The sequence below is a fragment of the Actinomyces urogenitalis genome (assembly GCF_002861525.1).
GTDB classification, from domain to species: domain Bacteria; phylum Actinomycetota; class Actinomycetes; order Actinomycetales; family Actinomycetaceae; genus Actinomyces; species Actinomyces urogenitalis.
Genome location: NZ_PKHA01000013.1, coordinates 26,948 through 47,975, shown reverse-complemented (window position 1 = coordinate 47,975; position 21,028 = coordinate 26,948). Strand labels below are relative to the sequence as shown.

The window sequence follows — 21,028 nt, the reverse complement described above, 5'->3', positions numbered from 1 at the left end:
GCGGGCTGCCGGGCGAGCTACTACCGGGAGAGCTGCTGCGCGATGTCGGCGCGCGCCTGGACAAAGGCCTCCACGCAGCGGCGCACGTCTGCCTCGCTGTGGGCGGCGGAGAGCTGGACCCGGATCCGGGCCTTGCCCTTGGGCACCACCGGGTAGGAGAAGGCGATGACGTACACGCCCAGCTCCAGCATCCGGTCGGCGATCTGAGCCGCCAGGCGGGCACCATCCTCTCCCGGGAACATGACGGGCACGATCGCGTGGGAGCCGGGTAGGAGATCGAAGCCGGCCTGCGCCATCAGGGAGCGGAAGAGCTCGGCGTTGCGGGCCAGCGCAGCTCGGGACTCGTCGGCGTGCCGGGCGATGCGCACCGCCCGCAGGCTGCCACCCACCACGGCCGGCGCGACCGTGTTGGAGAACAGGTACGGCCGGGCGCGCTGTCGCAGGACGTCAACGATCTCCTGCGGCCCAGCGATATAGCCACCGCTGGCCCCGCCCAGTGCCTTGCCGAGGGTGCCGGACAGGACGTCCACCTGCATGCCCAGCAGCTCGGGCGTGCCGGCACCCGTGGCGCCGACGAAGCCGGTGGCGTGGGAGTCGTCCACCATGACCAGCGCGCCGAACTCCTCGGCGGCCTCCACGATCTCAGGCAGGGGTGCGTAGCAGCCGTCCATGGAGAACACGCCGTCGGTCACGATCATGATCCGCTCAGACCCGGCCTCCCGGGCCGCCTCCAGCTGGCGGCGCAGGTCTGCCACGTCCCCGTTGGCGTAGCGGTAGCGCGTGGCCTTGCACAGGCGCACGCCGTCGATGATCGAGGCGTGGTTGAGGGCGTCAGAGATGATCGCGTCCCCGGCGCGCAGCAGCACGTCGAAGATGGCCCCGTTGGCGTCAAAGCAGCTGGAGAAGAGGATGGCATCGTCCGTGCCCAGCCAGTCGGCCAGCTCGCGCTCCAGCTCGCGGTGGGGGGACTGGGTGCCGCAGATGAAGCGCACCGAGCTCATCCCGAATCCCCATTGCTCCAGGGCATCCTGGGCGGCCTCGCGCACGCGCGAGTCATCGGCCAGCCCCAGGTAGTTGTTGGCGCAGAAGTTCAGCGCCGGCCCGGACTCGGTCTCCACCTCGCTGCCCTGGGCGGAGGTGATGATGCGCTCGCGCTTGGTCAGGCCAGCCTCCTCGATGCCGGCCAGCTCCTGGATGATCTCGTCCTTGAAGGTGAACACGCTCAGCTCCTGTCAGTCTTCCCAGTTGATGATGACCTTGCCGCACTGCCCAGAGCGAGCGGCCTCAAAGGCCTGGCTCCACTCCTCGGGTGCGAAACGGTGGGTGATGATGCCGCGGATCTGGTCACGCAGCTCGCGAGAGGAGCCCAGCATGAAGCTTCCCTTGTACCAGGTGTCATACATCTCGCGACCGTAGACGCCCTGGATGGTGAGCATGTGGGTGATGACCTGGTTCCAGTCCACCTCGTAGCCGGCCTTGGGAAGTCCGAGCATCGCGATCTTCGCGCCGTGGTTGCAGACCTCAATCATCTGGCGGGTCGCGGCCGGAGCGCCGGACAGCTCCAGGCCAACGTCGAAGCCCTCAGTCATTCCCAGGCTCGTCATGACCTCGCGCAGGTCCTGCTGGGCGGTGTTGACCGTGACTGCCCCGACCTTGGCCGCCAGGGACAGCCGGTAGTCGGACAGGTCGGTGATGACGACGTTGCGTGCCCCGCAGTGGCGGGCGATCGCCGCGCACATGACGCCGATCGGGCCCGCGCCGGTGACCAGCACGTCCTCTGCGGCCAGCGGGAACTGCAGGGCGGTGTGGACGGCGTTGCCGAAGGGATCGAACAGCGCTCCTAGGTCCGGGTCGATCTCATCGGCCTGCGGCCAGACGTTGCGCGCCGGCACCACGACGTAATCGGCGAAGGCGCCGTCGCGGTTGACGCCGATGGAGTTGGTACGGATGCACAGGTGGCGGCGTCCCGCCCGGCAGTTGCGGCACCGGCCGCAGGTGATGTGACCCTCCACGCTCACGCGCTGGCCGATGGAGAGGTAGTCGGTGTCATCGTCGGCGGTGGTGGCGTCCGTGGCGGTTCCTCGACCGATCTCAACGATCTCCCCATAGAACTCGTGGCCCAGCGTCATGGGCGGGTTGAGCTGGGCGGCAGCGAACTCGTCCCACCCGGCCAGATGGAGGTCGGTGCCGCACAGCCCGGTGCGCAGCACGCGGATCTTGACCTCACGGAACCCAGGACTGGGCTCTGGGATCTCCTGGAGCTCAAGGCCCGGCCCGGGGGCCGGCTTGCGGAGTGCGCGCATCGGGATCTCCTCATGCTGTGCGGGGCGCCTCATCGCGCCGTGGTGGGGCGGTGCGCGGGTAGCGCGCGCCCAGGTCCTAGGCTACTGAGGTCGAGGCCACTTCACCGACGTGAGAGGAAGCGATCATGGACGAGCTGTTGGCTCAGGGGCTTGAGGCGGTGCGTGCGGGGGCGCGCCTGGCACTGGACCCGGGCGAGAGCCTGCGGATTGACACCAAGCGCAACCGCAACGACGTCGTCACGCAGGTTGACCGTGGGGTCGAGGCGCTCATCGCGGAGATGCTCGCCCCCACCGGCTACGCGTTCGTGGGCGAGGAGGCGCACGCGGCGGGCTCCTGGGCCGGGCGGGTGTGGGTGCTCGACCCCATCGACGGCACCCTCAACTACGTGGCTGTTCACCGGGGCTGGGCGATCTCGCTTGCCCTGGTTGAGGATGGACGGCCGGTGCTCGGCATCGTCGCCGACCCGGTGGACGACCGGCTCTACGTGGCGCTCGCGGGACGTGGCGCCTGGGAGGGGCGGCTTGGGCTGCGGGAGGGCGACGCTTGCTGCTGCCCGCCTGAGACGGCTGCCTCGGTGGGAAGCGACGACGGTGCATCCCACATGTCCGGTGAATCGGCAGTGCCTGGGGCATCCGGCGACGGCGCAGTCAGCCACGGGGCGGAGCCTGCCTCGGTAGTGGCTCACCTTGTGCCTGGAGCTCGACCGATGGTGGTTGAGGACAGCGAGCTGGCTGACGGCGTCGTCATCGCTCATCTGCATGCCATGGCGGCCCTGCGACACCTGCCGGAGATCATCGAGAGCTCGCGGGGACTGCGCGTGTACGGTGCGGCGGCGCTGGAGCTGGCCGAGGTGGCGGCCGGGCGGGCGGGGTGCCTGGTGCATACGCGTCTGCAGACCTGGGATGTGGCGGCGGGAGTGCTGTTGTGCCAGGAGGCTGGCGCCGTTGTCACTCGTATGGACGGCGCGAGTCTGGACGTGCGGGAGGCAGGCTCGGTACTGGCTGGGCCGGCGAGCGCGCACGCCACGATGGCGCGGCGCCTTATCGAAGGTTGAGCGCCGGAGGGTCGTCCGCGCCGGCAGCGCTTGTTCTCGGCGTTGATGGCGACCACATAGCGCCTGCCGCTACCTCGTTCTGAGTGTCGCTATCTCGTGGTGTTGGTCGACCACGCTTGTGTGCGCCATCCTCCGCTTTCGCCGCTATCCCATGGTGCCGGTCGCTACCGTCTCCTGCCTTTCGCTACCCCGTTGTGCCTGTCGCTACTCCTTGGTGTTGGTCGCTACCCGGTAGCGCGTGCTGCGGGGTAGCGGAGGACGCCAAGGGGTGGCGGAGCTGGTGGAGGGGTAGCGGAGGGCGGCTGGTGGGGCGGTTGGGTCCTGTATCTGTGCGGTTTGCTGCTACCCCATTGCGCCTGCCGCTACCTCGTTCTGAGTGTCGCTACTCCTTGGTGTTGGTCGCTACCCCGTAGCGCGTGCCCCCTCCTCTTTCGTCGCTATCCCATCGCGCTGGTCGCTACCGTTTCCTGCCTGTCGCTACTCCTTGGTGTCGCTCGCTACCCGGTAGCGCGTGCTGCGGGGTAGCGGAGGAAACGAAGGGGTAGCGGCGATGGCGGGAGGGTAGCGACCATTGCCCATGCACGCCGTCGAGCTGCCACACCACGACACTGCGGCACCGCGCCACCACACTGCCGCGCGCCCGTGCCGTGACACTGCGGTGACGCCGCCTGCCGCCAACTTCGCGGCACCACTACGTCGGAAGCCAGGGGGCCCAGCCCTACGCGCCGACTCTCTCCCGAGGAGGACCTAGAGGTCACCCTTCTTCTGCAGGCGCTGCAGACTCAGCCAACCCACCGGGATCGGGATCCAGAAGGTGACCAGGCGGTAGACGATCGCCGTGGACAGCGCCACACCGCTGGGCACCCCGGCGGTCACCAGTCCAGCGGTCAGTGCGATCTCAACAGGGCCGATACCGCCAGGAGAGGGAACCACGGAGCCGACCGTATTGGAAGCGAGATAGGTGATGGCCAGGACCGAGAAGGACAGGGTGTAACCGAAGGCCCACAGGCTGGCCCCGAAGGCCAGGATGTAGCTGACGCTCAGCAGGAGCGTGCCTCCGATGCCCAGCGCCAGGCGGCCAGGGTTGGACAGTACCCAGACCAGCCGCGGCCACACCTGACGGTAGGTTGGCTCGATCTTGGCCCAGAGGAAGGTGCGCACCTTCGGGATGAACAAGGAGACCGAGACCAGCCCCACCAGGACCACGGCGGCCAGCATGACCCAGCCCGAGGGCAGCGTGAGCCCGGTGGACTGACCGGTGGTGGCTGCCAGCACCACGAGCAGGACCACGGTGACGACGAACTGGACCACCTGGACCAGTGCCACCGTGGCCACGCCGGTGGCGGTCGGCACGCCCTTGCGGGCAAGGAAACGCAGGTTGATCGCCGCACCTCCCACGCCGGCCGGTGCCACGAGGGAGACCACCGAGGAGGCCAGGTGCACCTCGGTGGAGCGCCACACACTCAGACGCACCGGGGAGAAGGCCACCAGGCTCAGGCCTGCCCCCAGGTAGGTGGCCAGGGAGAAGACGAGTGCCCCGATGATCCACCAGACGTTGGCCTCGGCCACCGCCTGGCTGATCTGCTCGAAGTTCATCCGGGCCAGCAGCGTCCACAGGGCCACCAGGCCGATGACGGCCATGATGACGGTCCGCCAGGAGAAGCGGGTGACCTTGGCGGCTTCAGCGTGCGCGGTGGGAGTCAGCTCGACCAGGGCGTCGCGCAGCTCCTGGAGCACGGTGCCTCGCCGGCCCATCGCCTCGCGTGTGGAGGAGGGCAGGACAACCCGTTGCAGCATGGGAGCGATGGAAGCGAGCTGTTCCGTGGACAGCGTGCGCGAGGCCGTCCTGATAGCACGCTCCACCCCCACCGTCGTCGCGACGAGTGCCAGGGTCTGGGCGAGGTCCACGCGGCGGGACAGCTCGTTGGAGATCGTCTCTCCAGAGTCCCAGTCCAGCAGCCAGATCTGGTCCTCGGCGTCGAGCACAACACTGGAGGCGGCGAGCTCGCGGTGAGCCAGGCCTGCGGCGTGACCGCGGCGCACCTGGTCCCACAGCTGCTCCAGCACCGAATCTGACAGGCTGGAAGGGTCGACCTCGTCAAAAGAGCGGGCGCCTACGACGTGCTCGGTTACCAGCAGCATCGACTCGCTCGCCTCGGCCAGGCCGAAGAGTGCGGGGGTGCGCACGCCGGCCCGGGAGGCCTCCAGCGCCATGAGAGCCGCGTGCTCTGCGGCTGGGCGCACGGACATGTCGCGGCTGGGGGACAAGCCCTTGACTCGCAGCCGGTCCCAGACCGTGGCGAGGAATCCGGCAACCTGTCGGTCGGCGTCGAGCACCGTGACGTCGCGGCGCACCCCAGCGGTGTCCCAGACCGCGTAAAGGCGGTGGATGGAGGGACGGCCCTCGCTCAACGCGGCGGAGTGTGCCTGGGCCATGACGGCGGACAGGTCGACGTCGTCGGCAGGCATGATCGTGTTGGCGTCACCGCCCTCCTGGGAGGGAGCCTGTGGGGTGAGCTGCTCGAGTGCCTCGTCTTCGGCCTGCTCCTCCTCAAGGGACTCGGGAGCGGCCAAGGGGGTCTCACGCACCTGCTCGGTGTAGCCCAGCGGGGCGTCGGTCGTGACGGTCCAGGCCGAGGCCTGGGGAGCGGAGTCCATGCGGACCACTCGCACGGCGTCGACCCCGGCGCGCCGCAGGGCCCGCACGAGCGCCACGCCGTGGGCACGCCGGTCATCGACCCCAAAGGCGTAGCGCACGGCGAGACCGATGGCCCGGCCCAGGAGCACGGACAGGAGCGCGCCAGGCAGGGTCAAGGCGCTGCGCAGCACTGCTAGGCCGACGACGAGCCACACCGCCACCCAGCCGTAGCGGGCGGCTGGGGTCGAGCGGCGCTCACCGGCACCCGTGAGCAGCCCGGCCAGCGCGGCGAAGGTGGCGGAGACGCCCAGCTGGGCCGATCCGGAGCCAGAGACGGTCAGACCGGCGATGACCGAGTCCGGCCCCCAGGTCTCCAGCAGGGTGTAGGCCAGCAGACCGACCCCCCAGCCGGCGACCGCGCCCACCGCGGCCTGGCCGGTGCTGCGCCACGAGCGGCGCAGGACGCGCTCGAGCAGGACAGCCAGTGGGACGAGGAAGGTCACCAGGCCCTCAATGGCCTGGAGGGGGAAGACGAGAATCTGTCGGAGCACCGCAGCCAGAGCGTTCTGGACGTCCTGGGTGACGCCCGTGGTCGTCTCGTGGGCATAGGCCGCCAGGATGAGCATGCTCAACGCCCCTAGGAGGCTGAGGCTGAGGTCCAGGAGGTCCTCGGCGCGGCGCAGCCGGGTAGGAGCGGAGTCCACTAGGAGGGTGCGTGAGCGGATGACCGGGGTACGCGGGGGTACTGGCTCGGCCACGGGGGCGATACCGATGCGCGGGATGCCGACCGGCGAGGTCGCCGGGGCGTCAGAGTCTGCGGGCTGCCTGTCAGGCCCGGGGACGGCGTCGGTCATGGGCGTGATTTTACGGGCAGGTACCCGGCGCGAGATCGACCGTCAGGAGGATATGGCGCCGGGTACGGGTACTCCGTGCGTGGTAGCAGTGCCCGCTGCGCTGGCTGGGCCGCTGGCTGCTAGCGCCCCGCCCGGCGCAGCCGCAGGGAGTTGGTCACCACGATGACGCTGGATGCGGCCATGGCGGCGCCGGCGATCATGGGGTTGAGCAGCCCGGCGGCCGCCAGCGGGATCGCGGCGACGTTGTAGGCAAAAGCCCAGAACAGGTTCTGCTTGATGATCTCCAGCGTCCGACGCGCCACCCGGATCGCGTCCACGGCTGCCAGCAGGTCCGCACGAACGAGCGTGACGTCCGCGGCCTCGATCGCCACGTCCGTGCCGGTGCCCATCGCGAAGCCCAGTCCCTGGGTGCCAGCCTGGGCGAGGGCGGCGGCGTCGTTGACGCCATCGCCGACCATGGCCACGTTGTGCCCCTCAGCCTGGAGCTGGGCGACGACGTCGCGCTTGTCCCCGGGCAGGACCTCGGCGCGCACGTCCTCCTGCGGGATGCCGACCTGCGCCGCCACGTGGGCGGCTGCCCGGGCGTTGTCCCCGGTTAGCAGCACCGGTCGCACGCCGAGGTTGCGCAGCTGGGCGATGGCCTCGGCTGAGGAGGGGCGCAGCGTGTCGCGCACGGCGAAGACCGCCATGACGGGCTGCGCGGTGAGGCTCGCTCCGTCGGCCTCGGCCTGAGGTGCCAGCGGCCTGGCGTGCAGGACGACGGCGGTGGTCCCGGAGTCCTGGAAGGAGGCGACGGCGTCGCTCGCCCGGGCGGGAAGCTCCAGCCCCTGCTCGGCGAGCCATGCCGGCCGGCCGACGGCGACGGCGTAGGAGGTTCCCTCCAGCGTCACGGTGCCGGTCACGCCGCGGCCGGAGTGGTTGGAGAAGTCGGTGACCGGGGGCAGGGAGCCCAGCTGCGCCGTCGCCGACCGGGCGATCGCCGCGGCCACGGGGTGCTCGGAGGCCGCCTCGACCGCTCCGGCCAGGGCAAGGGCCTGGGCAGGGGTGCCGGCCAAGGCGGCGAGATCCGCCTCGTTGTCCAGGCTCATGCGGCCCTGGGTGACGGTGCCGGTCTTGTCCAGGACGATCGTGTCCAGGGTGCGGGTGGACTCCAGGACCTCCGGGCCCTTGAGGACCACGCCCAGCTGGGCGGCGCGGCCCGAGCCCACGAGGATCGCCGTCGGCGTGGCCAGGCCCAGGGCGCAGGGGCAAGCAATGACGAGGACGGAGACCCCGGCCATGAAGGCCTGCTGCAGCGGGTGGCCGAGGGCGAGCCAGGTCAGCACCGTGCCCAGGGCCAGGGCGATGACCACCGGGACGAAGACACCGGAGATCTTGTCCGCCAGCCGCTGGACCGGAGCCTTGCCGGCCTGGGCGGCGGTCACCATGGCACCGATCCGCGCGAGCGTGGTGCCCTCACCCACGCGGGTGGCTCGCACGAGCAGCACGCCGGAGGTGTTGACGGTGGCCCCGGTGACCTCATCGCCCACGCCGACCTCGACGGGCACGGACTCGCCGGTGAGCATGGAGGCGTCCACGGCCGAGCGTCCCTCGATCACGACGCCGTCGGTCGCGATCTTCTCGCCCGGGCGCACGGAGAACAGGTCCCCGGCGCGCAGCTCGTCGACGGCGATGGCGGCTTGGCTGCGCACAGCGTCCGGGCGTGGGGTGCCAGAGTCGTCCAGGACGTCGACGGCGTCGGTGGAGCCTGCTGGTGAGGTCAGGGTGACGCGGGTGACCTCCTTGGCGCCCAGGTCCAGCAATGAGCGCAGCGCGTCGCCGGAGCGGTACTTGGCGCGGGCCTCAGCCCACCGACCCAGCAGCAGGAAGGTGGTGACCCAGGCGGCGGACTCGAAGTACATGTGTGCCATGTGCCCGGCCGAGCGAGGCAGGAGCTCCATCTCCATCCTCATGCCCAGCTCTCCGGCGCCGCCCCAGATCAGGGCCCACAGGCTCCAGCCAGTAGCGGCGATGACGCCGAGGGAGACGAGGGTGTCCATGGTGAAGGCGCCGTGGCGAAGGGCCTGGAAGGCGGCTTTGTGGAAGGGCCAGGCACCCCAGGTCGCCACGGGCAGCGCCATGGCGGCAACCGCCCACTGCCAGCCGGTGAACTGGAGGGCAGGAGCCATGGACAAGGCCATGACGGGCACTGACAGCACGAGGCTGACGATGAGCCGCTTCTTCAGGTCAGCGGCCCGAGCGATCTGCGAGGCGCCGATGCGTGGCGCCGTGGCGGTCGAGGCTGCGCTGGAGGGCTCGGCCTGAGCCTGGGCGACTGGAGACGCCGAGGCCGGGGCAGTGCTGGAGGAGAAGCCTGTGGTGGTGGGGGTGCCTGCGGAGGCGCGGAGGTCGGCGTCGGCAGGCGAGGTGGGGCTGACGTCCGTGACCGAGGTCGGTTCGGCGGCCTCCTGACGGCTGGTGACCTGGGCCGTGTAGCCGGCGCGGGCGACGGCGGCGACCAGCTCGTCGTCGGAGACCTCCTTGGTCAGGACGACGTGAGCGGACTCGGTGGCGAGGTTGACCGTGGCCTGGACGCCGTCGAGCTTGCCCAGCTTCTTCTCCACCCGAGCAACGCAGGAGGCGCAGGTCATGCCGCCCACGGCGAGGTCGACGGTGCCGAGCGGGGCGGTGGTGGTCTCGGCGAGTGGGGTCAGTGGCTGAGTCATGTGATGAGGTCCTGGTTGCAGGTGCGTACGGCAGGTGCCCGGCGGGCAGGCTGACGGCGGCGGACGGGTGTCCGCCGCCGTCAGGTGTCGGGTGGTGGGAGGGGTGAGCCTCCGGTAGTTGGCCCAGGTGAGGTGGCGTAGCCAGGCCCCTGGGTGGTGCGTGAGGTCTTAGGCCTCGTCACGCTCGATGGCGTCGACGGTGTAGGAGCCGGCCTCGTCCACGGCCTCCTTGAGGGCGTCGTCGTCCAGAACGACGTCGGAGACGACGGTGGCCACGGACTGTCCGCCCTTGTTGAGGATGACGGAGACGTTCTTGACGCCCTCCAGGGCCTCCAGCTCCTCGGTGACGTGGGCGACGCAGTGGCCGCAGGTCAGGCCCGAGAGCTTGAGGGTGGTGGTGCGGTCGATGCCGGTGGGGGTGAAGGCGGACATGATGTGCTCCTTGGGTGCGTGCTTGCTGGGGTGGTTGTGGGTGTCAGGACCGCACGAGGCGGGCGATGGCGTCAGAGGCCTCACGGATCTTGGCCTGCCCCTCCTTGTCAGAGGACTGGGCAGCGTGGATAACGCAGTGGCTCATGTGGTCCTCCAGCAGTCCGAGGCTGACAGCCTGCAGGGCCTTGGTAGCGGCCGAGATCTGCGTGAGGACGTCGATGCAGTAGGTGTCCTCCTCCACCATGCGGGAGATGCCGCGGACCTGCCCCTCGATGCGGCGCAGCCGCTTGAGGTAGTCCTCTTTGGTGCCCGTGTATCCGGCCACTGTCTGCCTCCGACGTGGGTGAGCTCCTTGCTGACAACCACGAACATACCCCTAGGGGGTAGGGGTGTCAAGTACTCCGAGGGGGTATCTGGAGGGCGGGATGCTCGCGAGATCACGGCAGGGGTGGGATGCTGGGGCCATGGCTGCCACGCGCGGGGCCGCGCCCGAGACCACCCCTGCTTCTTCAGCGACTTCTGTGGCCGGACAGGCGGACGAGCAGGACGCGGCCCTGTCCTGGGCGCCGTTGGGCTGGGAGCCCTCGCTGCCCACCGTGGATGACGCACCCTTTGGCTCGGTCCTGGGAGACCCGCTGCCGGGTCCCTTCATGTTTGACGCCTCGGTCCTGGATACCGCTCCTGGCGCCGCCCCTTCTGCGGTGGAGGCGAGCGGCTCGACGTCGTCCTACGGCCTCATGCCAGGTGCACCCCGATCCCGCGGGGAGGCTGCGCCAGCGAGCCAGTCGCGTCGTGGTGCGAGGAGTCGGAGGCTGGCGGGGACGACGGCGGTGCCGGCTCGCCAGCAGCCTGGGGCGCCAGCCGCAGCTGCGGGGCGTGCGAGCTCGCGTCAGACGGCGTTGGGCGATGGCGCGGCTGTGCGGACGAGGCCCGCCGGGGAGCTGTCGCAGCAGGAGCGCGCCTACTGGCGTGCGCAAGTGGAGGAGCAGCGGCGTCAACGTCGGCAGCAGCAGGGGCGGCTCAAGGCGACGGCGGGCAGTGGCTACGCCCCCGGGGCTGGGAGCGCGACGCCTCCTGGTTACGACCCCGCGGAGGTCCGGGCTGCCGCGGCGCGGAGGGCACGCCGTGCTCAGCGTGAGGCCGAGGAAGCGCGCAAGGCTGCCGAGGAAGAGGCTCGTGAGGCCGCGGAGCGGGAGAAGGACGCGCGCGCCTTCCGCAACTGGTTCTGGGCGCTGGTGATCCTCGGTTTTATCGTGCTGCGCGGCTGCATCTAGCGCCGAGTGTGCGCCTGCGACCGGGTGAAGAGCGATCAGTCCTTCACCCGGTCGCAGGCGCACACGCCCGATGAGGAGCGGGCTAGCCCTCCAGGTGGGAGACCAGCTGCTCTGCCAGCCCCGTGTAGGAGGCGGGCGTGAGAGCGAGAAGGCGAGCCTCGACGTCGGCCGGCATCCCGAGCCCGGCGATGAACTCGCGCATGGCCTCAGGCGTGACCTTCTTGCCGCGCGTGAGCTCCTTGAGGCGCTCGTAGGGATCGGCCATGCCGGTAGCCCCGGCCACGGAGGCGGCGCGCATAGCCTGCTGGACGGGCTCGCCCAGCACCTCCCAGGTGGCGTCGAGGTCCTCCGCCAGGCGGGAGCGGTCCACGTCCAGCCCGGCCAGGCCGCGGCGGATGTTGTCCAGTGCGAGCAGCGAGTGGCCAAAGGCGACGCCGATGTTGCGCTGGGTCGTGGAGTCGGTGAGGTCGCGCTGCAGGCGTGAGGTCACCAGCGTGGCGGCCAGGGTGTCCAGCAGCGAGCAGGAGATCTCCAGGTTCGCCTCGCCGTTCTCGAAGCGGATCGGGTTGACCTTGTGCGGCATCGTGGACGAGCCCGTGGAGCCCTGAGCGCTCAGCCGCTGGTGGAAGTAGCCCAGCGAGATGTAGGTCCACACGTCGGTGGCCAGGTTGTGGGCGATCCGGTTGAAGCGGGCGACGTCGGAGTAGAGCTCGGCCTGCCAGTCGTGGGACTCGATCTGGGTGGTCAGTGGGTTCCAGGTCAGGCCCAGGCCCTCGACGAAGCTGCGCGAGACAGCCTCCCAGTCCGCACCAGGCACGGAGACCACGTGCGCTCCGTAGGTGCCCGTGGCGCCGTTGATCTTGCCCAGGTACTCGGTGGCCTCGACGCGACGCACCTGACGGGACAGGCGCCAGGCCAGGACCGCCATCTCCTTGCCGAGCGTGGTGGGCGTGGCAGCCTGTCCGTGGGTGCGCGAGAGCATCGCGGCGTCGGCATTGTCATGAGCCAGCGCGGTGAGGTCCTCTACGAGTCCGCGGGCAGCCGGCAGCCAGACGTCCTGGACGGCGTCGCGGATCGTCAGCGCGTAGGACAGGTTGTTGATGTCCTCGGAGGTGCAGAAGATGTGGACGATCTCGTGGACCGTGGGCAGGACGGTGTCCTCACCCAGCGCGGCGGGCGCTGCGTCCAGGCGGCGCTTGAGCAGGTACTCCACGGCCTTAACGTCGTGGCGGGTGACTGCCTCGATCTCGGCGAGCTCAGCGATCTCGTCGGCACCGAAGGAGGCGACGACGTCGCGCAGGTAGGCCTTCTCGGCTGCGGACAGGACCGGGGCGCCAGGAAGGACGTGGCCCTCGGTGAGGTGGATGAGCCACTCGACCTCAACCTGCAGACGCGCCCGGTTGAGGGCAGCCTCGGACAGGTAGTTGGTCAGTGGCGCGGTCACGGAGCGATAGCGGCCGTCGAGCGGGCCGAGGGCAATGGGTGGGGTGAGCGAGGACAGGTCGACCATGGGGCTGATTGTGCCAGGCCTGGGCTGTATCGGCCCTACGGCCGACGCGCATAGGTGACGTGACAGCCTGCGTCGTGCCATGTGGGACGCTCATGTCAAGGCGAGATCTTCATCATCGACAATCATCTACACATTGCAGGTGAGAAGTGTCGATGACTGTCCATGAGTGTTCATGACTGTGCATGAGGAACTGCCTCGTGAACGACGGCGGGGTGCGACCTGGTCATCAGGTCGCACCCCGTGGCGTGGGTGGGAGTGCCAGCGGCCAGCCGCCGCCAGCAGCCCGGTCCTGTGCTGCCAGCCGGCCCGGGCGCTGGCTGCGGCTCAGAGCATCGGGTCCCAGTGGGGCAGGACAGTCACCTCGCCCGTGAGCGCGGTGGTGATCTCCTCCGGCAGCCCGGCCGTGGGGACGACGGCCTCGTAGACGTACTCGTCGAACCAGGAGTCGTTCATGGTCCAGAAGCCCTTCTCCCCGAGCTTGTCACCCCAGGAGTTCTCCACGCGCCAACGGCGAGGGGCGCCGTCGACCAGGTCAACGCCGGTCAGGCACATGGCGTGGGTGAGCATGGACTCGCGGCTGACCAGGCGTTCAGCCTTGGTCATGGTCAGGTCGACGCCGTACAGGCCCTCGTAGTCATGCAGGGCAGCGTCCCAGGTTCCAGTCTCCTTGTCCCGCTGCTTGGCGACGTCGCAGGCGAACCACACCGGCGTACCCGCTTGGATCGCGGCGATGCACGCGGCCTTGATCTCCTCCAGGGTGGCGGTGACGTGCTCCTGGGTGGGCTGGCCGATCATGAGGTCCGTGCGCTCGATCCCGTAGCGGTGGTGGAGCGTGGTCTCCGGGCGCGGGTCATGGGCCAGGACCACGAAGTCCATGACGCCAGCCGCGTAACGGGCCCCGAACTCCTGCGGCGTCATCTCTCCGACGCGGTGGAAGGCCTTGTCCTTGTCCCGGTACTGCCACACAAAGCGTTCGGGCGGGGTACCCAGGTGGATGGACAGCACCCGGTGCACGTCAGCCATGACGGCCTGATGGATGGGCTCGGTGTCCTCTCCGGCTGCCACAGCCGCACGCAGGCGCAGTCCCCCGCGACGCAGGACGGTGGCCAGGGAGCTGTTCATCGCGTCCGAGGAGGTGGCGGAGAAGGAGTCCGGCATGGCGTAGTGCGGCACCGCACCGTACTTCGCGACCAGGCGTGCCAGCTCGGGCCAGTAACCGCCGTCCCCGATGGGGGCCTCAAAGGAAGCGGTCACACAGCGGTCCATGAGGTCCGCACCGGCCTGGGCGTCAGCCACGGCGTGGGTGAGGAAGGTGTTGGCCTTCTCCAACTTGTCATGGAAGTAGACGAAGGACTGGCTGAGCTCGAAGGACTCCAGGTTCAGCTCCTTGATCACCGCGGCGCGCAGCACGTTGAGCCCGGCGAAGGCCCAGCAGCGGCCGGAGTGCTTCTGGTCCGTGATCGAGGCGTCCGGGATGAGGTCCGAGACGGAGGAGTCGATGGAGGTCAGGATCTCGCGGTCCAGGCTCAGCTTCTCGACGTCCGTGGTGGCGACGGCGTTGCCGACCACGCGGGCGGCACGGTCTGATCGGAAGGCAGCGTTGCGCTCGGCGACCCAAGTGGGGCTGACAGGTGTGCTCATGGAGCCAGGTTAGACCTGGCCTGTGACACGAATCTGTTGTGGTCGGGGCTGGCTCAGCGCTCCTCGTGCGGGCCCAGCAGGCCCACCATGATGGCCGAGGCGATCGAGACGATGACCGAGCCCAGGACCGCCGAGCCGAAGCCGGCCACGTGCAGGCCCAGCGGCGCGCCAGAGCTGACCACACGTGCAAGCCAGTCCGTCACGTGGGAGGTCAGGACGAGCATGAGGCCGTTCACCACCAGGGCGAAGAGCCCGAAGGTGATGATGTAGAGGGGGAAGGCGACGAATCGCGCCACCGGCTTGACCACGGAATTGACCAGCGCGAGCACCAGAGCGACGACGAGGAAGTTGACCACGGCCATGCCGGTGGAGGGGGAGCCCGGGACGCTCAGGCCCCCGACGACTGCCACCGCCAGCCACAGGCCGGCTGCGTTTCCCAGGGTGCGTGCCACGAGTTCCATGAGGGCAGTGTCCCATCGACGCCTTGGGAAACGCTGAGGAGCATGCCGACGGCGTCGGCGCCACCCCTAGCAGGCTGCTCGTCAGCCGCACCGGGCAGGTGCGAGACTGCTCCCATGAACGATCCCGCGCCCAAGGACGGCTCTTCCCAGGCTGCTCCGGCAGGTGAGGAGATCGAGGTCCCCCAGTGGATCAATGACCTGGTGCCGGTGGCTGAACGCGCACGTCCCGTCCTCCTGGGCGAGCTGGTCTACCTGGTGATGGCTCTCGTCCTGCTCGCGCTCATCTGGGACGCCGATCCGCTCGGGCTCGGACTCCCGCAGGCCATCCTCCTGGCGTTGGTGGGATATGCCTACGCGTTGCGTTGCGGCGGCGCCCGCCGTCGGCTGGGGCAGGCTGACTCGCCGGCCCCGTTGCGGGCGGGGGCGTACACCACCATGCTCGTGCTCGTGGCGGACCTGGTGTGCAGCGCCCTGGGCCTGGCGGTGTGGGTGATGGGCGCGCTCAGAGGCTCCGAGCACCCGCTGGAGGCGGGCGCGCTGGCGGCAGCAGTCGCGATGACCACGGCCGTGGCCGGGGTCCTGGCCTGCGAGGTGCCGTCGACGGCGCCGCGATGGCTGGCACCGGCCGCTCAGCTCGCCGGCCTCCTCGCCGTCGTCTGCCTGACCTTGGCGGTGCTGAGCACCCAGTGGATCAACCCGTGGTGGTGGGTCCTGGCGCTGGCGATCGTCACGGACCTCCTGGGGCTCCTAGCGATCAGGGCTGGTCGACGCAGGGACCGGGGCGAGCGCGCCTGAGCGCATGCGCTCGGAGACGAGATGCCGCACCGTTCCACCCCGCTCGGGCTCCACAGGCGAGTGCCGTGACACCCCCGAGAGTGTCCGTCCACAGGTGGCGAGCGGGCGTGCGCCGGTACGGCCTAGCGTCAGGTCATGGACCTTCTCTCACTCGTGCTGGCGCAGGAGGCTGTTGCCAGCGCCGCCGCCCACGTGCCCACGACGGTTCCCACCAGCTGGAGCGGTCCAGCCGCGACGGCCTGCCAGACGAGGCTGGATGAGCTGCGCCTGCTCCTGACTGATCTGTCTGCACGTCTGGAGCAGGCCCGTACCGCCGCGGCCGCCGTCGACGATCCCCTGCTCCAGTGCGTGGCGTCATGACCACGGCAGAAGTGCAGGGCCAGCGGCTGGAAGCCGATCCAGCACCAGGCGTAACGCCGCTGCCCGACGACACGGCGGCACGTGCGATGAGCTGGTCCCTACCGGCTGGTGGCCAGGTCCGCGCCGTGCTCTTCGGGGGAGGCTTCCGCGTGGACCTACACGACCTGGATACCCTGGCCGCGCAGCTCTCGGGTGGCGCCGGGCTGCTGGACGAGGCCGCCAGGCACCTGGGCGCGGCGCACGCCCAGATTGAGGCTGGCTCCCACCCCTTTGCCTATGAGCTGACACCCTGGGACCTTGCGGCAGACCCCATGGCGGCCGAGTGGCAGCGCGCCCAGGCGATCCAGGCGGCGGACGCGCTGCGCACGGGCCCCGGATCGGTGGCGCAGGTCGCCGAGCTCCTCCAGACGCTGAGCACGGACGTGCTGGCGAGCGCCGAGGCCTACCAGAACGCGGAGGCCAGGAACGCGACGAGCTGGCAGACCTCGGTGCAGATCCTCCACAACGTCTCGCTCGTCCAGGCCCTCGGGGGCGGGACGAGCCTGGCGCTGAGCCTGGCGCGGTTGCTGGCAGCCAGTCCGCGGCTGCGTGAGCTCATGGATGACACCGTGTTCCACGGGCTCCAGGACCTGGTCAACGAGGCTCCGGAGGGAACGGTCAAGGACGGCCTGGCTGACCTCCTCATTGTCCTGTCGGACGCGGACCTGGCGCAGTGGGTGCGCACCGATCTCCTGGCGATCCTCGTCCTGGGGGCCCAGGCTGTCCGTGCGGGTACTAGTCAGGAGGCTGCACGTCTGGAGGCCTATCTGTCCCAGGCTGCCGACCGGCTGGACCCGGTCATCTCCGCCAGGCTCCCTCGGGATCTGGCGGTGGGTAGCCAGATCGTGCCGGCCGCGAGCCTGACCCCGATGCAGCGGGTGACGGCCTACCTCGCGATGCGCTCGGCCGAGGCTGGTCGACGGCGCTTCGGCGAGCGCACGGGTCTGCGGCTGACGCCCCACGGCGGATCTCCCTTCACCGTGCCGGCGGCGCTGCGCGATCCGCTCGGGCTGGGGACCGCCGTGGCTCCCCTGGCTGTCGCCTGGTCGGGGAGCGAGGGGCGGTGCCTGAGCCCCCTGGCGACGCCCAGCGACGTCATGCGCTACTCCGACGGGCTGAAGCAGTCCGACTCTGACCAGACCACAGGCGTCATCTCACTCGTGCGCACTGACCATGTTGACGGCACACGATCCTGGCTCGTCGTCGTGCCGGGGACGACGAACTGGGGCATGGGTGGGCCGAATCCCCAGGACATGCTGACCAACCTGGAGGCGGTGGCCCGCATGCCTACGGATATGGAGAGCGCCGTCGTCAGCGCCATGCGGGCCGGCGGAGTCGCGCCCGAGGACCCGGTGGCGCTCTACGGGCACTCCCAGGGCGCGATCACGGCCTCGAACCTGGCGGCTGACCCGGCCGTGGCGCAGCGTTTCACCGTCACCACCCTGCTCACCGTGGGAGGGCCTGTAGCCGGCGCTGCCGTCCCTGAGACGGTGCGGACCCTGCACGTCGAGAACGGTGCCGATGCCGTCCCGGCCCTTGACGCCCGGGCCAATCCCGTGGGCCCGGCTCGCCTCACGCTGCGGATCGACACGACCGGCACCAACCTGGAGGGCTACCCGCATGGCTCCCTCGTCTACGCCCAGGCGCTGGAGGGAATGCCTGCCGACCCCGCGCTGGAGGACTGGGCCCGTCAGCTGCGCGGTATCACCGGCGCCGGGGAGGAGGGGGCGGTGACCAGCGAGGTGGTCTTCGACGTCGAGCGGCTGACCGATCAGGAGCAGCCTGGAGCGGCGGTCGGTAGGTGACCGACGCTGCGGGCCGGAGCTGGTCGGTGCGAGGATGCCCGCATGAGCGCTTCCCAGCCGGCCGGCCCCGCAGCCTCCCAGGGCATGACGACGTCCGTCCACATCCGCCAGGCCGTTGCCACCCTTCCGGCATACGTTCCGGGGGCTCGCCCCGGAAGCCAGCAGGTTGCCAAGCTCTCCTCCAACGAGCTGCCCTACCCCGTCCAGGAGCCGGTGCTGAAGGCGCTGACCGCGGCCGCGAGCACGGTCAACCGCTACCCCGAGATGACGGGGGAGGCCCTGGTGGAGGCGCTGGCCGGTCGGTACGCAGTTGATCCGGCTCAGGTGGTCGTTGGCAACGGCTCGGTGGCGCTCATCCAGCACCTGCTGGACACCGTGTGTGACGAGGGGGACGACGTCGTCCTGCCGTGGCGCTCTTTCGAGGCCTACCCCATCTGTATCGCCGTCGCCGGTGCGAGGGCGGTCAAGGTCGCGCTCACGCCTGACGGGCGCCATGACGTGCCCGCAATGATCGCGGCGCTGACTAAGCGCACCCGGGTGGTGATGGCCTGTACCCCGAACAACCCCACAGGTTCCGCGCTCACGCGTCGCGAGCTGTGCGCCCTGCTTGACGGCGTGCCTGCCAGCGTCCTGGTGCTGGTGGACGAGGCCTATCTCGACTTCGTCACCGACCCGGCGGTGGGCGACGCGATGGAGCTGCTGGAGGCTTACCCGAACCTGGTGGTCTCCAGGACCTTCTCCAAGGCGCACGCACTGGCTGGCATGCGCGTGGGATACCTCGTGGCGCAGCCGGAGATCGCGAGCGCGGTGCGCAGCGTGGCCACGCCTTTCGGCGTCAACCTGCCTGCGCAGGCTGCGGCGATCGCCGCCCTGGAGCCGAAGGCGCTGGCCGAGACTGCCCGGCGAGCAGGCCTGGTGGCCGCTGAGCGTGACCGTGTGGTAGCGGCGCTGCGCGAGGATGGATGGGTTGTGCCCCAGGCGCAGGGCAACTTCTTCTGGCTCGGGGTTGCCGAGGCGACGGCGCAGCTCGCCGAGCACTTCAAGGCCGCGGGGATCCTGGTGCGGCCCTTTGCTGGTGAGGGCGTGCGCGTGAGCATCGGCTTGCCTGAGGACAACGACCGGGTTCTGGCAGCCGCCAGGAGCTGGGACGGCCCGCGGGGCTAACGGGCGGTGCTACAGAACCCTCACGCTCGCTCAGGGAGAGCTGAGGGTCCTTAGCTCGCGATCGTGATGAGGAAGGCGAGGCAGAAGGCCAGTTCGACGACTCCCATCGTGCCTGGCCGCAGGCCCTTGTGCGTGCGCCGCACGAGGCTCCACTGCCAGCGGACCATGGCGAAGGACCGCACCGCAAGCAGCACCCACAGCGCCGCGTGGGCCCACGGCAGGTATCCGGTGCCCGCTCCTACGAGCGTGAGCAGCGCGACTGCGGCGTGCCAGGCCACTGTGCCAGCCAGCAGCCGGTTGTTGAATCGCTCGCGGATCATGGCCTTGATATACGGAACCGTGCCGCAGAAGTAGGCGGCCGTCAGTGCCGTGACGACCCACATCCATGACCACCCCACGAGTTCGCCGTTGGGGCTGGACCCAGGCAGTGGCGAGCTGGTGGCGCCGGTGCCCAGGAAACCGCCTGCGCCACCCACTGCCAGCGAGTAGGTGACGGCGGCCATGATGCTGGCGGCCGCCGTCGTCGACAGTCCTGACAGCAGCGAGCGCTCGCGCCCGGACCACACCTCCCACAACGCGATGGCGAACAGCGGCGCCAGGGGGACCGCGAACTGCAGCAGGTAGGGAGCCGCGGCCAGGGTGATGAGCCCGAGCATGGCAGTGGCGGCCGTGTAGGCGAGAAGCGGGACGAGGATGAGAGCGCGACGGCGCGGCGAGCGGGTCCGCAGCCACTGCGACCACGCCCAGTAGGTCAGGTACGCGCTCCACCAGGCAGGCAGGAGCAGAAGGTTCTTCCAGCTCACGCCGCCGACCACCCAGCCGACCAGCGGCGGTAGGACCAGCATCGACCAGGCGCCGTGCTGGTTGGGGATCCAGGCCTTGCGGCCGGGCTGGCGACGGATCTGCTCCTGGCGTTCCTTGGCGGCCTCGACCCGCTCGCGCACGGGGGTGGGCTCACCGGCTCCGCGCGGGCGGCCCGTGGCCAGCATGATGTCGTCCTCCGGCCCGGGACGGGACTGGTGGGAGGGAATGGGGGAGGGACGGCGTCCGTCCTCGGCCTGCTCAGCGGGCTGCTCGTCAGCCAGGACCTCCTCGGGCGCCGGGTCGGCGGCGCCGTCGTACTCATGGGGCCGGGAAGGACGCTGCTGAGTCATGGAATTACCCTAACTGGGCCTGGGCCAGGCATCGGTGAGCGTGGGCCGAGACAGCGAGGTGGGGAGCCATGCCACGCACGGCTCCCCACCTCGTCATGCTGCTGAGGTTCAGGACGTGTCCCTCAGGTGGTCTGACCAGTGGTCAGAGGTGCGTCACTTCCAGGTGATCGAGCTCAGGAGCGCCTGGAAGTCCGCCTCGCTCACCTCGGCCGCGCCGGAGAGGTTGAGGGCGGTCTAACCGATGAAGACCAGCGTGCCGTTATGGCTGACGTAGGCGCCACGGGTGGCCGCGGACATCCCGGTGCTCTCGTCAGAGGAGGTGCTGGAGTAGCTCGCTCCGGTCTCGCCGTCCACCGTGACCGAGCCGGTCTCGGCGAAGGCGGTGGTGGCGCCGCTTTGCACCTGGGTCTGGCCGACCATGCCACCGGTGGCGAACAGGGCGGCCACGGCGGCCTCCACGTCCTCGCTGCTGGTCTGGGCCGAGATGACGATCGTGCGCATGCCGTCAGCGCTGACGAAGCCGATCGCGCCCTCGCCGCTCTGGGCGCCGACGTCGGTGAAGCCCTCGGGAGCCGCGACACTGGCGACGGTGGTCACGTGAACGGGCGTGCCCTCGGCCTGGTCGGTGTCCGTGGCCTCCTGCGTCTGCTCGGTGGTGGCAACGGCAGTGGCCTCGGCCGCCGTCGACTCAGCGGTTGTGGTCGAGTCGGAGCCGGAGCCGCAGGCAGTCAGGGAGGCGGCGAGGGCGATGGCAGCGAATGAGGCTGCGACAGTGCGCTTCATGGGATCTCCAGGTGTGAGAGAACAGGGAAATATGATCTCTGACGCCCTAGATGGG

Annotated in this window: 17 protein-coding genes; 6 read left to right on the top strand and 11 right to left on the bottom strand. The window is 69.9% G+C overall.

The genetic code is table 11. From position 1 onward, the window contains the following. Positions 1-20: 20 nt before the first annotated feature. Positions 21-1,220 carry a glycine C-acetyltransferase gene (locus tag CYJ26_RS09935; protein WP_101638361.1) on the bottom strand — a complete coding sequence of 400 codons (1,200 nt, stop codon included), beginning with the start codon at positions 1,218-1,220 and terminating at the stop codon, positions 21-23. A gap of 12 nt (positions 1,221-1,232) precedes the next feature. Then, entirely contained in the window at positions 1,233-2,303 is a 1,071-nt protein-coding gene (tdh, locus tag CYJ26_RS09930) for an L-threonine 3-dehydrogenase (RefSeq protein ID WP_034236148.1), read from the bottom strand. A gap of 125 nt (positions 2,304-2,428) precedes the next feature. On the opposite strand from tdh, the gene CYJ26_RS09925 reads away from it, so the two are divergent. Next, positions 2,429-3,358, top strand: a complete 930-nt coding sequence (locus CYJ26_RS09925; RefSeq protein ID WP_006547768.1) for an inositol monophosphatase family protein — start codon at positions 2,429-2,431, stop codon at positions 3,356-3,358. A gap of 747 nt (positions 3,359-4,105) precedes the next feature. Here the strand turns inward: CYJ26_RS09925 and CYJ26_RS09920 are convergent. The 4 genes from CYJ26_RS09920 to CYJ26_RS09905 all read right to left on the bottom strand — a co-directional run bounded on the left by CYJ26_RS09920 (position 4,106) and on the right by CYJ26_RS09905 (position 10,312). After that, on the bottom strand, positions 4,106-6,850 hold the full coding sequence (locus tag CYJ26_RS09920) for a lysylphosphatidylglycerol synthase transmembrane domain-containing protein (RefSeq protein ID WP_101638360.1): 2,745 nt from the start codon (positions 6,848-6,850) through the stop codon (positions 4,106-4,108). A gap of 119 nt (positions 6,851-6,969) precedes the next feature. Then, on the bottom strand, positions 6,970-9,555 hold the full coding sequence (locus CYJ26_RS09915; protein ID WP_101638359.1) for a heavy metal translocating P-type ATPase: 2,586 nt from the start codon (positions 9,553-9,555) through the stop codon (positions 6,970-6,972). A 168-nt stretch (positions 9,556-9,723) separates the two neighbouring features. Beyond that, complete coding sequence (locus CYJ26_RS09910; RefSeq protein WP_006547765.1) at positions 9,724-9,987, bottom strand: heavy-metal-associated domain-containing protein; 264 nt, start codon at positions 9,985-9,987, stop codon at positions 9,724-9,726. 43 nt (positions 9,988-10,030) lie between these two features. Continuing rightward, positions 10,031-10,312, bottom strand: a complete 282-nt coding sequence (locus CYJ26_RS09905; RefSeq protein ID WP_006547764.1) for a metal-sensitive transcriptional regulator — start codon at positions 10,310-10,312, stop codon at positions 10,031-10,033. A 139-nt stretch (positions 10,313-10,451) separates the two neighbouring features. Between CYJ26_RS09905 and CYJ26_RS09900 the strand changes: the two genes are divergently transcribed. After that, entirely contained in the window at positions 10,452-11,261 is an 810-nt protein-coding gene (locus CYJ26_RS09900) for a hypothetical protein (RefSeq protein WP_145990788.1), read from the top strand. 82 nt (positions 11,262-11,343) lie between these two features. On the opposite strand, the gene purB is transcribed toward CYJ26_RS09900, so the two are convergent. The 3 genes from purB to CYJ26_RS09885 all read right to left on the bottom strand — a co-directional run bounded on the left by purB (position 11,344) and on the right by CYJ26_RS09885 (position 14,873). Continuing rightward, positions 11,344-12,771: an adenylosuccinate lyase gene (purB, locus tag CYJ26_RS09895; protein WP_006547762.1), complete on the bottom strand. Its 1,428-nt coding sequence runs from the start codon at positions 12,769-12,771 to the stop codon at positions 11,344-11,346. Positions 12,772-13,095: 324 nt separating this feature from the next. Beyond that, the gene (locus CYJ26_RS09890) at positions 13,096-14,412 is read right to left on the bottom strand and encodes a C1 family peptidase (protein ID WP_101638357.1); all 1,317 of its coding nucleotides are present in this window, start codon (positions 14,410-14,412) and stop codon (positions 13,096-13,098) included. Between the two features lie 53 nt (positions 14,413-14,465). Continuing rightward, positions 14,466-14,873, bottom strand: coding sequence for a phage holin family protein (locus tag CYJ26_RS09885; protein ID WP_006547760.1), 408 nt, complete (start codon positions 14,871-14,873; stop codon positions 14,466-14,468). Positions 14,874-14,987: 114 nt separating this feature from the next. Here CYJ26_RS09885 and CYJ26_RS09880 point away from each other — a divergent pair, with 114 nt between their 5' ends. The 4 genes from CYJ26_RS09880 (at position 14,988) to hisC (ending at position 19,036) form a co-directional block, all read left to right on the top strand. Next, positions 14,988-15,668 carry a hypothetical protein gene (locus tag CYJ26_RS09880; RefSeq protein WP_048685533.1) on the top strand — a complete coding sequence of 227 codons (681 nt, stop codon included), beginning with the start codon at positions 14,988-14,990 and terminating at the stop codon, positions 15,666-15,668. Between the two features lie 135 nt (positions 15,669-15,803). Further along, a complete protein-coding gene (locus tag CYJ26_RS09875) occupies positions 15,804-16,028 on the top strand; it encodes a hypothetical protein (protein WP_006547758.1) in 225 nt (74 codons plus the stop codon). Beyond that, positions 16,025-17,872 carry a hypothetical protein gene (locus tag CYJ26_RS09870; RefSeq protein WP_145990787.1) on the top strand — a complete coding sequence of 616 codons (1,848 nt, stop codon included), beginning with the start codon at positions 16,025-16,027 and terminating at the stop codon, positions 17,870-17,872. Before CYJ26_RS09875 ends, CYJ26_RS09870 begins: the two co-directional genes overlap by 4 nt. 42 nt (positions 17,873-17,914) lie before the next feature. Beyond that, positions 17,915-19,036, top strand: coding sequence for a histidinol-phosphate transaminase (hisC, locus tag CYJ26_RS09865; RefSeq protein ID WP_101638355.1), 1,122 nt, complete (start codon positions 17,915-17,917; stop codon positions 19,034-19,036). Between the two features lie 50 nt (positions 19,037-19,086). Here hisC and CYJ26_RS09860 read toward each other — a convergent pair whose 3' ends face one another. After that, the gene (locus CYJ26_RS09860; protein WP_101638354.1) at positions 19,087-20,190 is read right to left on the bottom strand and encodes a YwiC-like family protein; all 1,104 of its coding nucleotides are present in this window, start codon (positions 20,188-20,190) and stop codon (positions 19,087-19,089) included. 234 nt (positions 20,191-20,424) lie between these two features. Beyond that, a complete protein-coding gene (locus CYJ26_RS09855) occupies positions 20,425-20,973 on the bottom strand; it encodes a hypothetical protein (RefSeq protein WP_101638353.1) in 549 nt (182 codons plus the stop codon). Positions 20,974-21,028: the final 55 nt, after the last annotated feature.

Excerpts from the sequence above, each read along its gene's own strand:
- CYJ26_RS09915 (WP_101638359.1), bottom strand. The coding sequence starts at position 9,555 with ATGACTCAGCCACTGACCCCACTCGCCGAGACCACCACCGCCCCGCTC.
- CYJ26_RS09925 (WP_006547768.1), top strand. The coding sequence starts at position 2,429 with ATGGACGAGCTGTTGGCTCAGGGGCTTGAGGCGGTGCGTGCGGGGGCG.
- purB (WP_006547762.1), bottom strand. The coding sequence starts at position 12,771 with ATGGTCGACCTGTCCTCGCTCACCCCACCCATTGCCCTCGGCCCGCTC.
- CYJ26_RS09885 (WP_006547760.1), bottom strand. The coding sequence starts at position 14,873 with ATGGAACTCGTGGCACGCACCCTGGGAAACGCAGCCGGCCTGTGGCTG.
- CYJ26_RS09860 (WP_101638354.1), bottom strand. The coding sequence starts at position 20,190 with ATGACTCAGCAGCGTCCTTCCCGGCCCCATGAGTACGACGGCGCCGCC.
- CYJ26_RS09920 (WP_101638360.1), bottom strand. The coding sequence starts at position 6,850 with ATGACCGACGCCGTCCCCGGGCCTGACAGGCAGCCCGCAGACTCTGAC.
- CYJ26_RS09880 (WP_048685533.1), top strand. The coding sequence starts at position 14,988 with ATGAACGATCCCGCGCCCAAGGACGGCTCTTCCCAGGCTGCTCCGGCA.
- hisC (WP_101638355.1), top strand. The coding sequence starts at position 17,915 with ATGAGCGCTTCCCAGCCGGCCGGCCCCGCAGCCTCCCAGGGCATGACG.
- CYJ26_RS09855 (WP_101638353.1), bottom strand. The coding sequence starts at position 20,973 with ATGAAGCGCACTGTCGCAGCCTCATTCGCTGCCATCGCCCTCGCCGCC.
- CYJ26_RS09900 (WP_145990788.1), top strand. The coding sequence starts at position 10,452 with ATGGCTGCCACGCGCGGGGCCGCGCCCGAGACCACCCCTGCTTCTTCA.
- CYJ26_RS09890 (WP_101638357.1), bottom strand. The coding sequence starts at position 14,412 with ATGAGCACACCTGTCAGCCCCACTTGGGTCGCCGAGCGCAACGCTGCC.
- CYJ26_RS09910 (WP_006547765.1), bottom strand. The coding sequence starts at position 9,987 with ATGTCCGCCTTCACCCCCACCGGCATCGACCGCACCACCACCCTCAAG.
- tdh (WP_034236148.1), bottom strand. The coding sequence starts at position 2,303 with ATGCGCGCACTCCGCAAGCCGGCCCCCGGGCCGGGCCTTGAGCTCCAG.
- CYJ26_RS09875 (WP_006547758.1), top strand. The coding sequence starts at position 15,804 with ATGGACCTTCTCTCACTCGTGCTGGCGCAGGAGGCTGTTGCCAGCGCC.
- CYJ26_RS09870 (WP_145990787.1), top strand. The coding sequence starts at position 16,025 with ATGACCACGGCAGAAGTGCAGGGCCAGCGGCTGGAAGCCGATCCAGCA.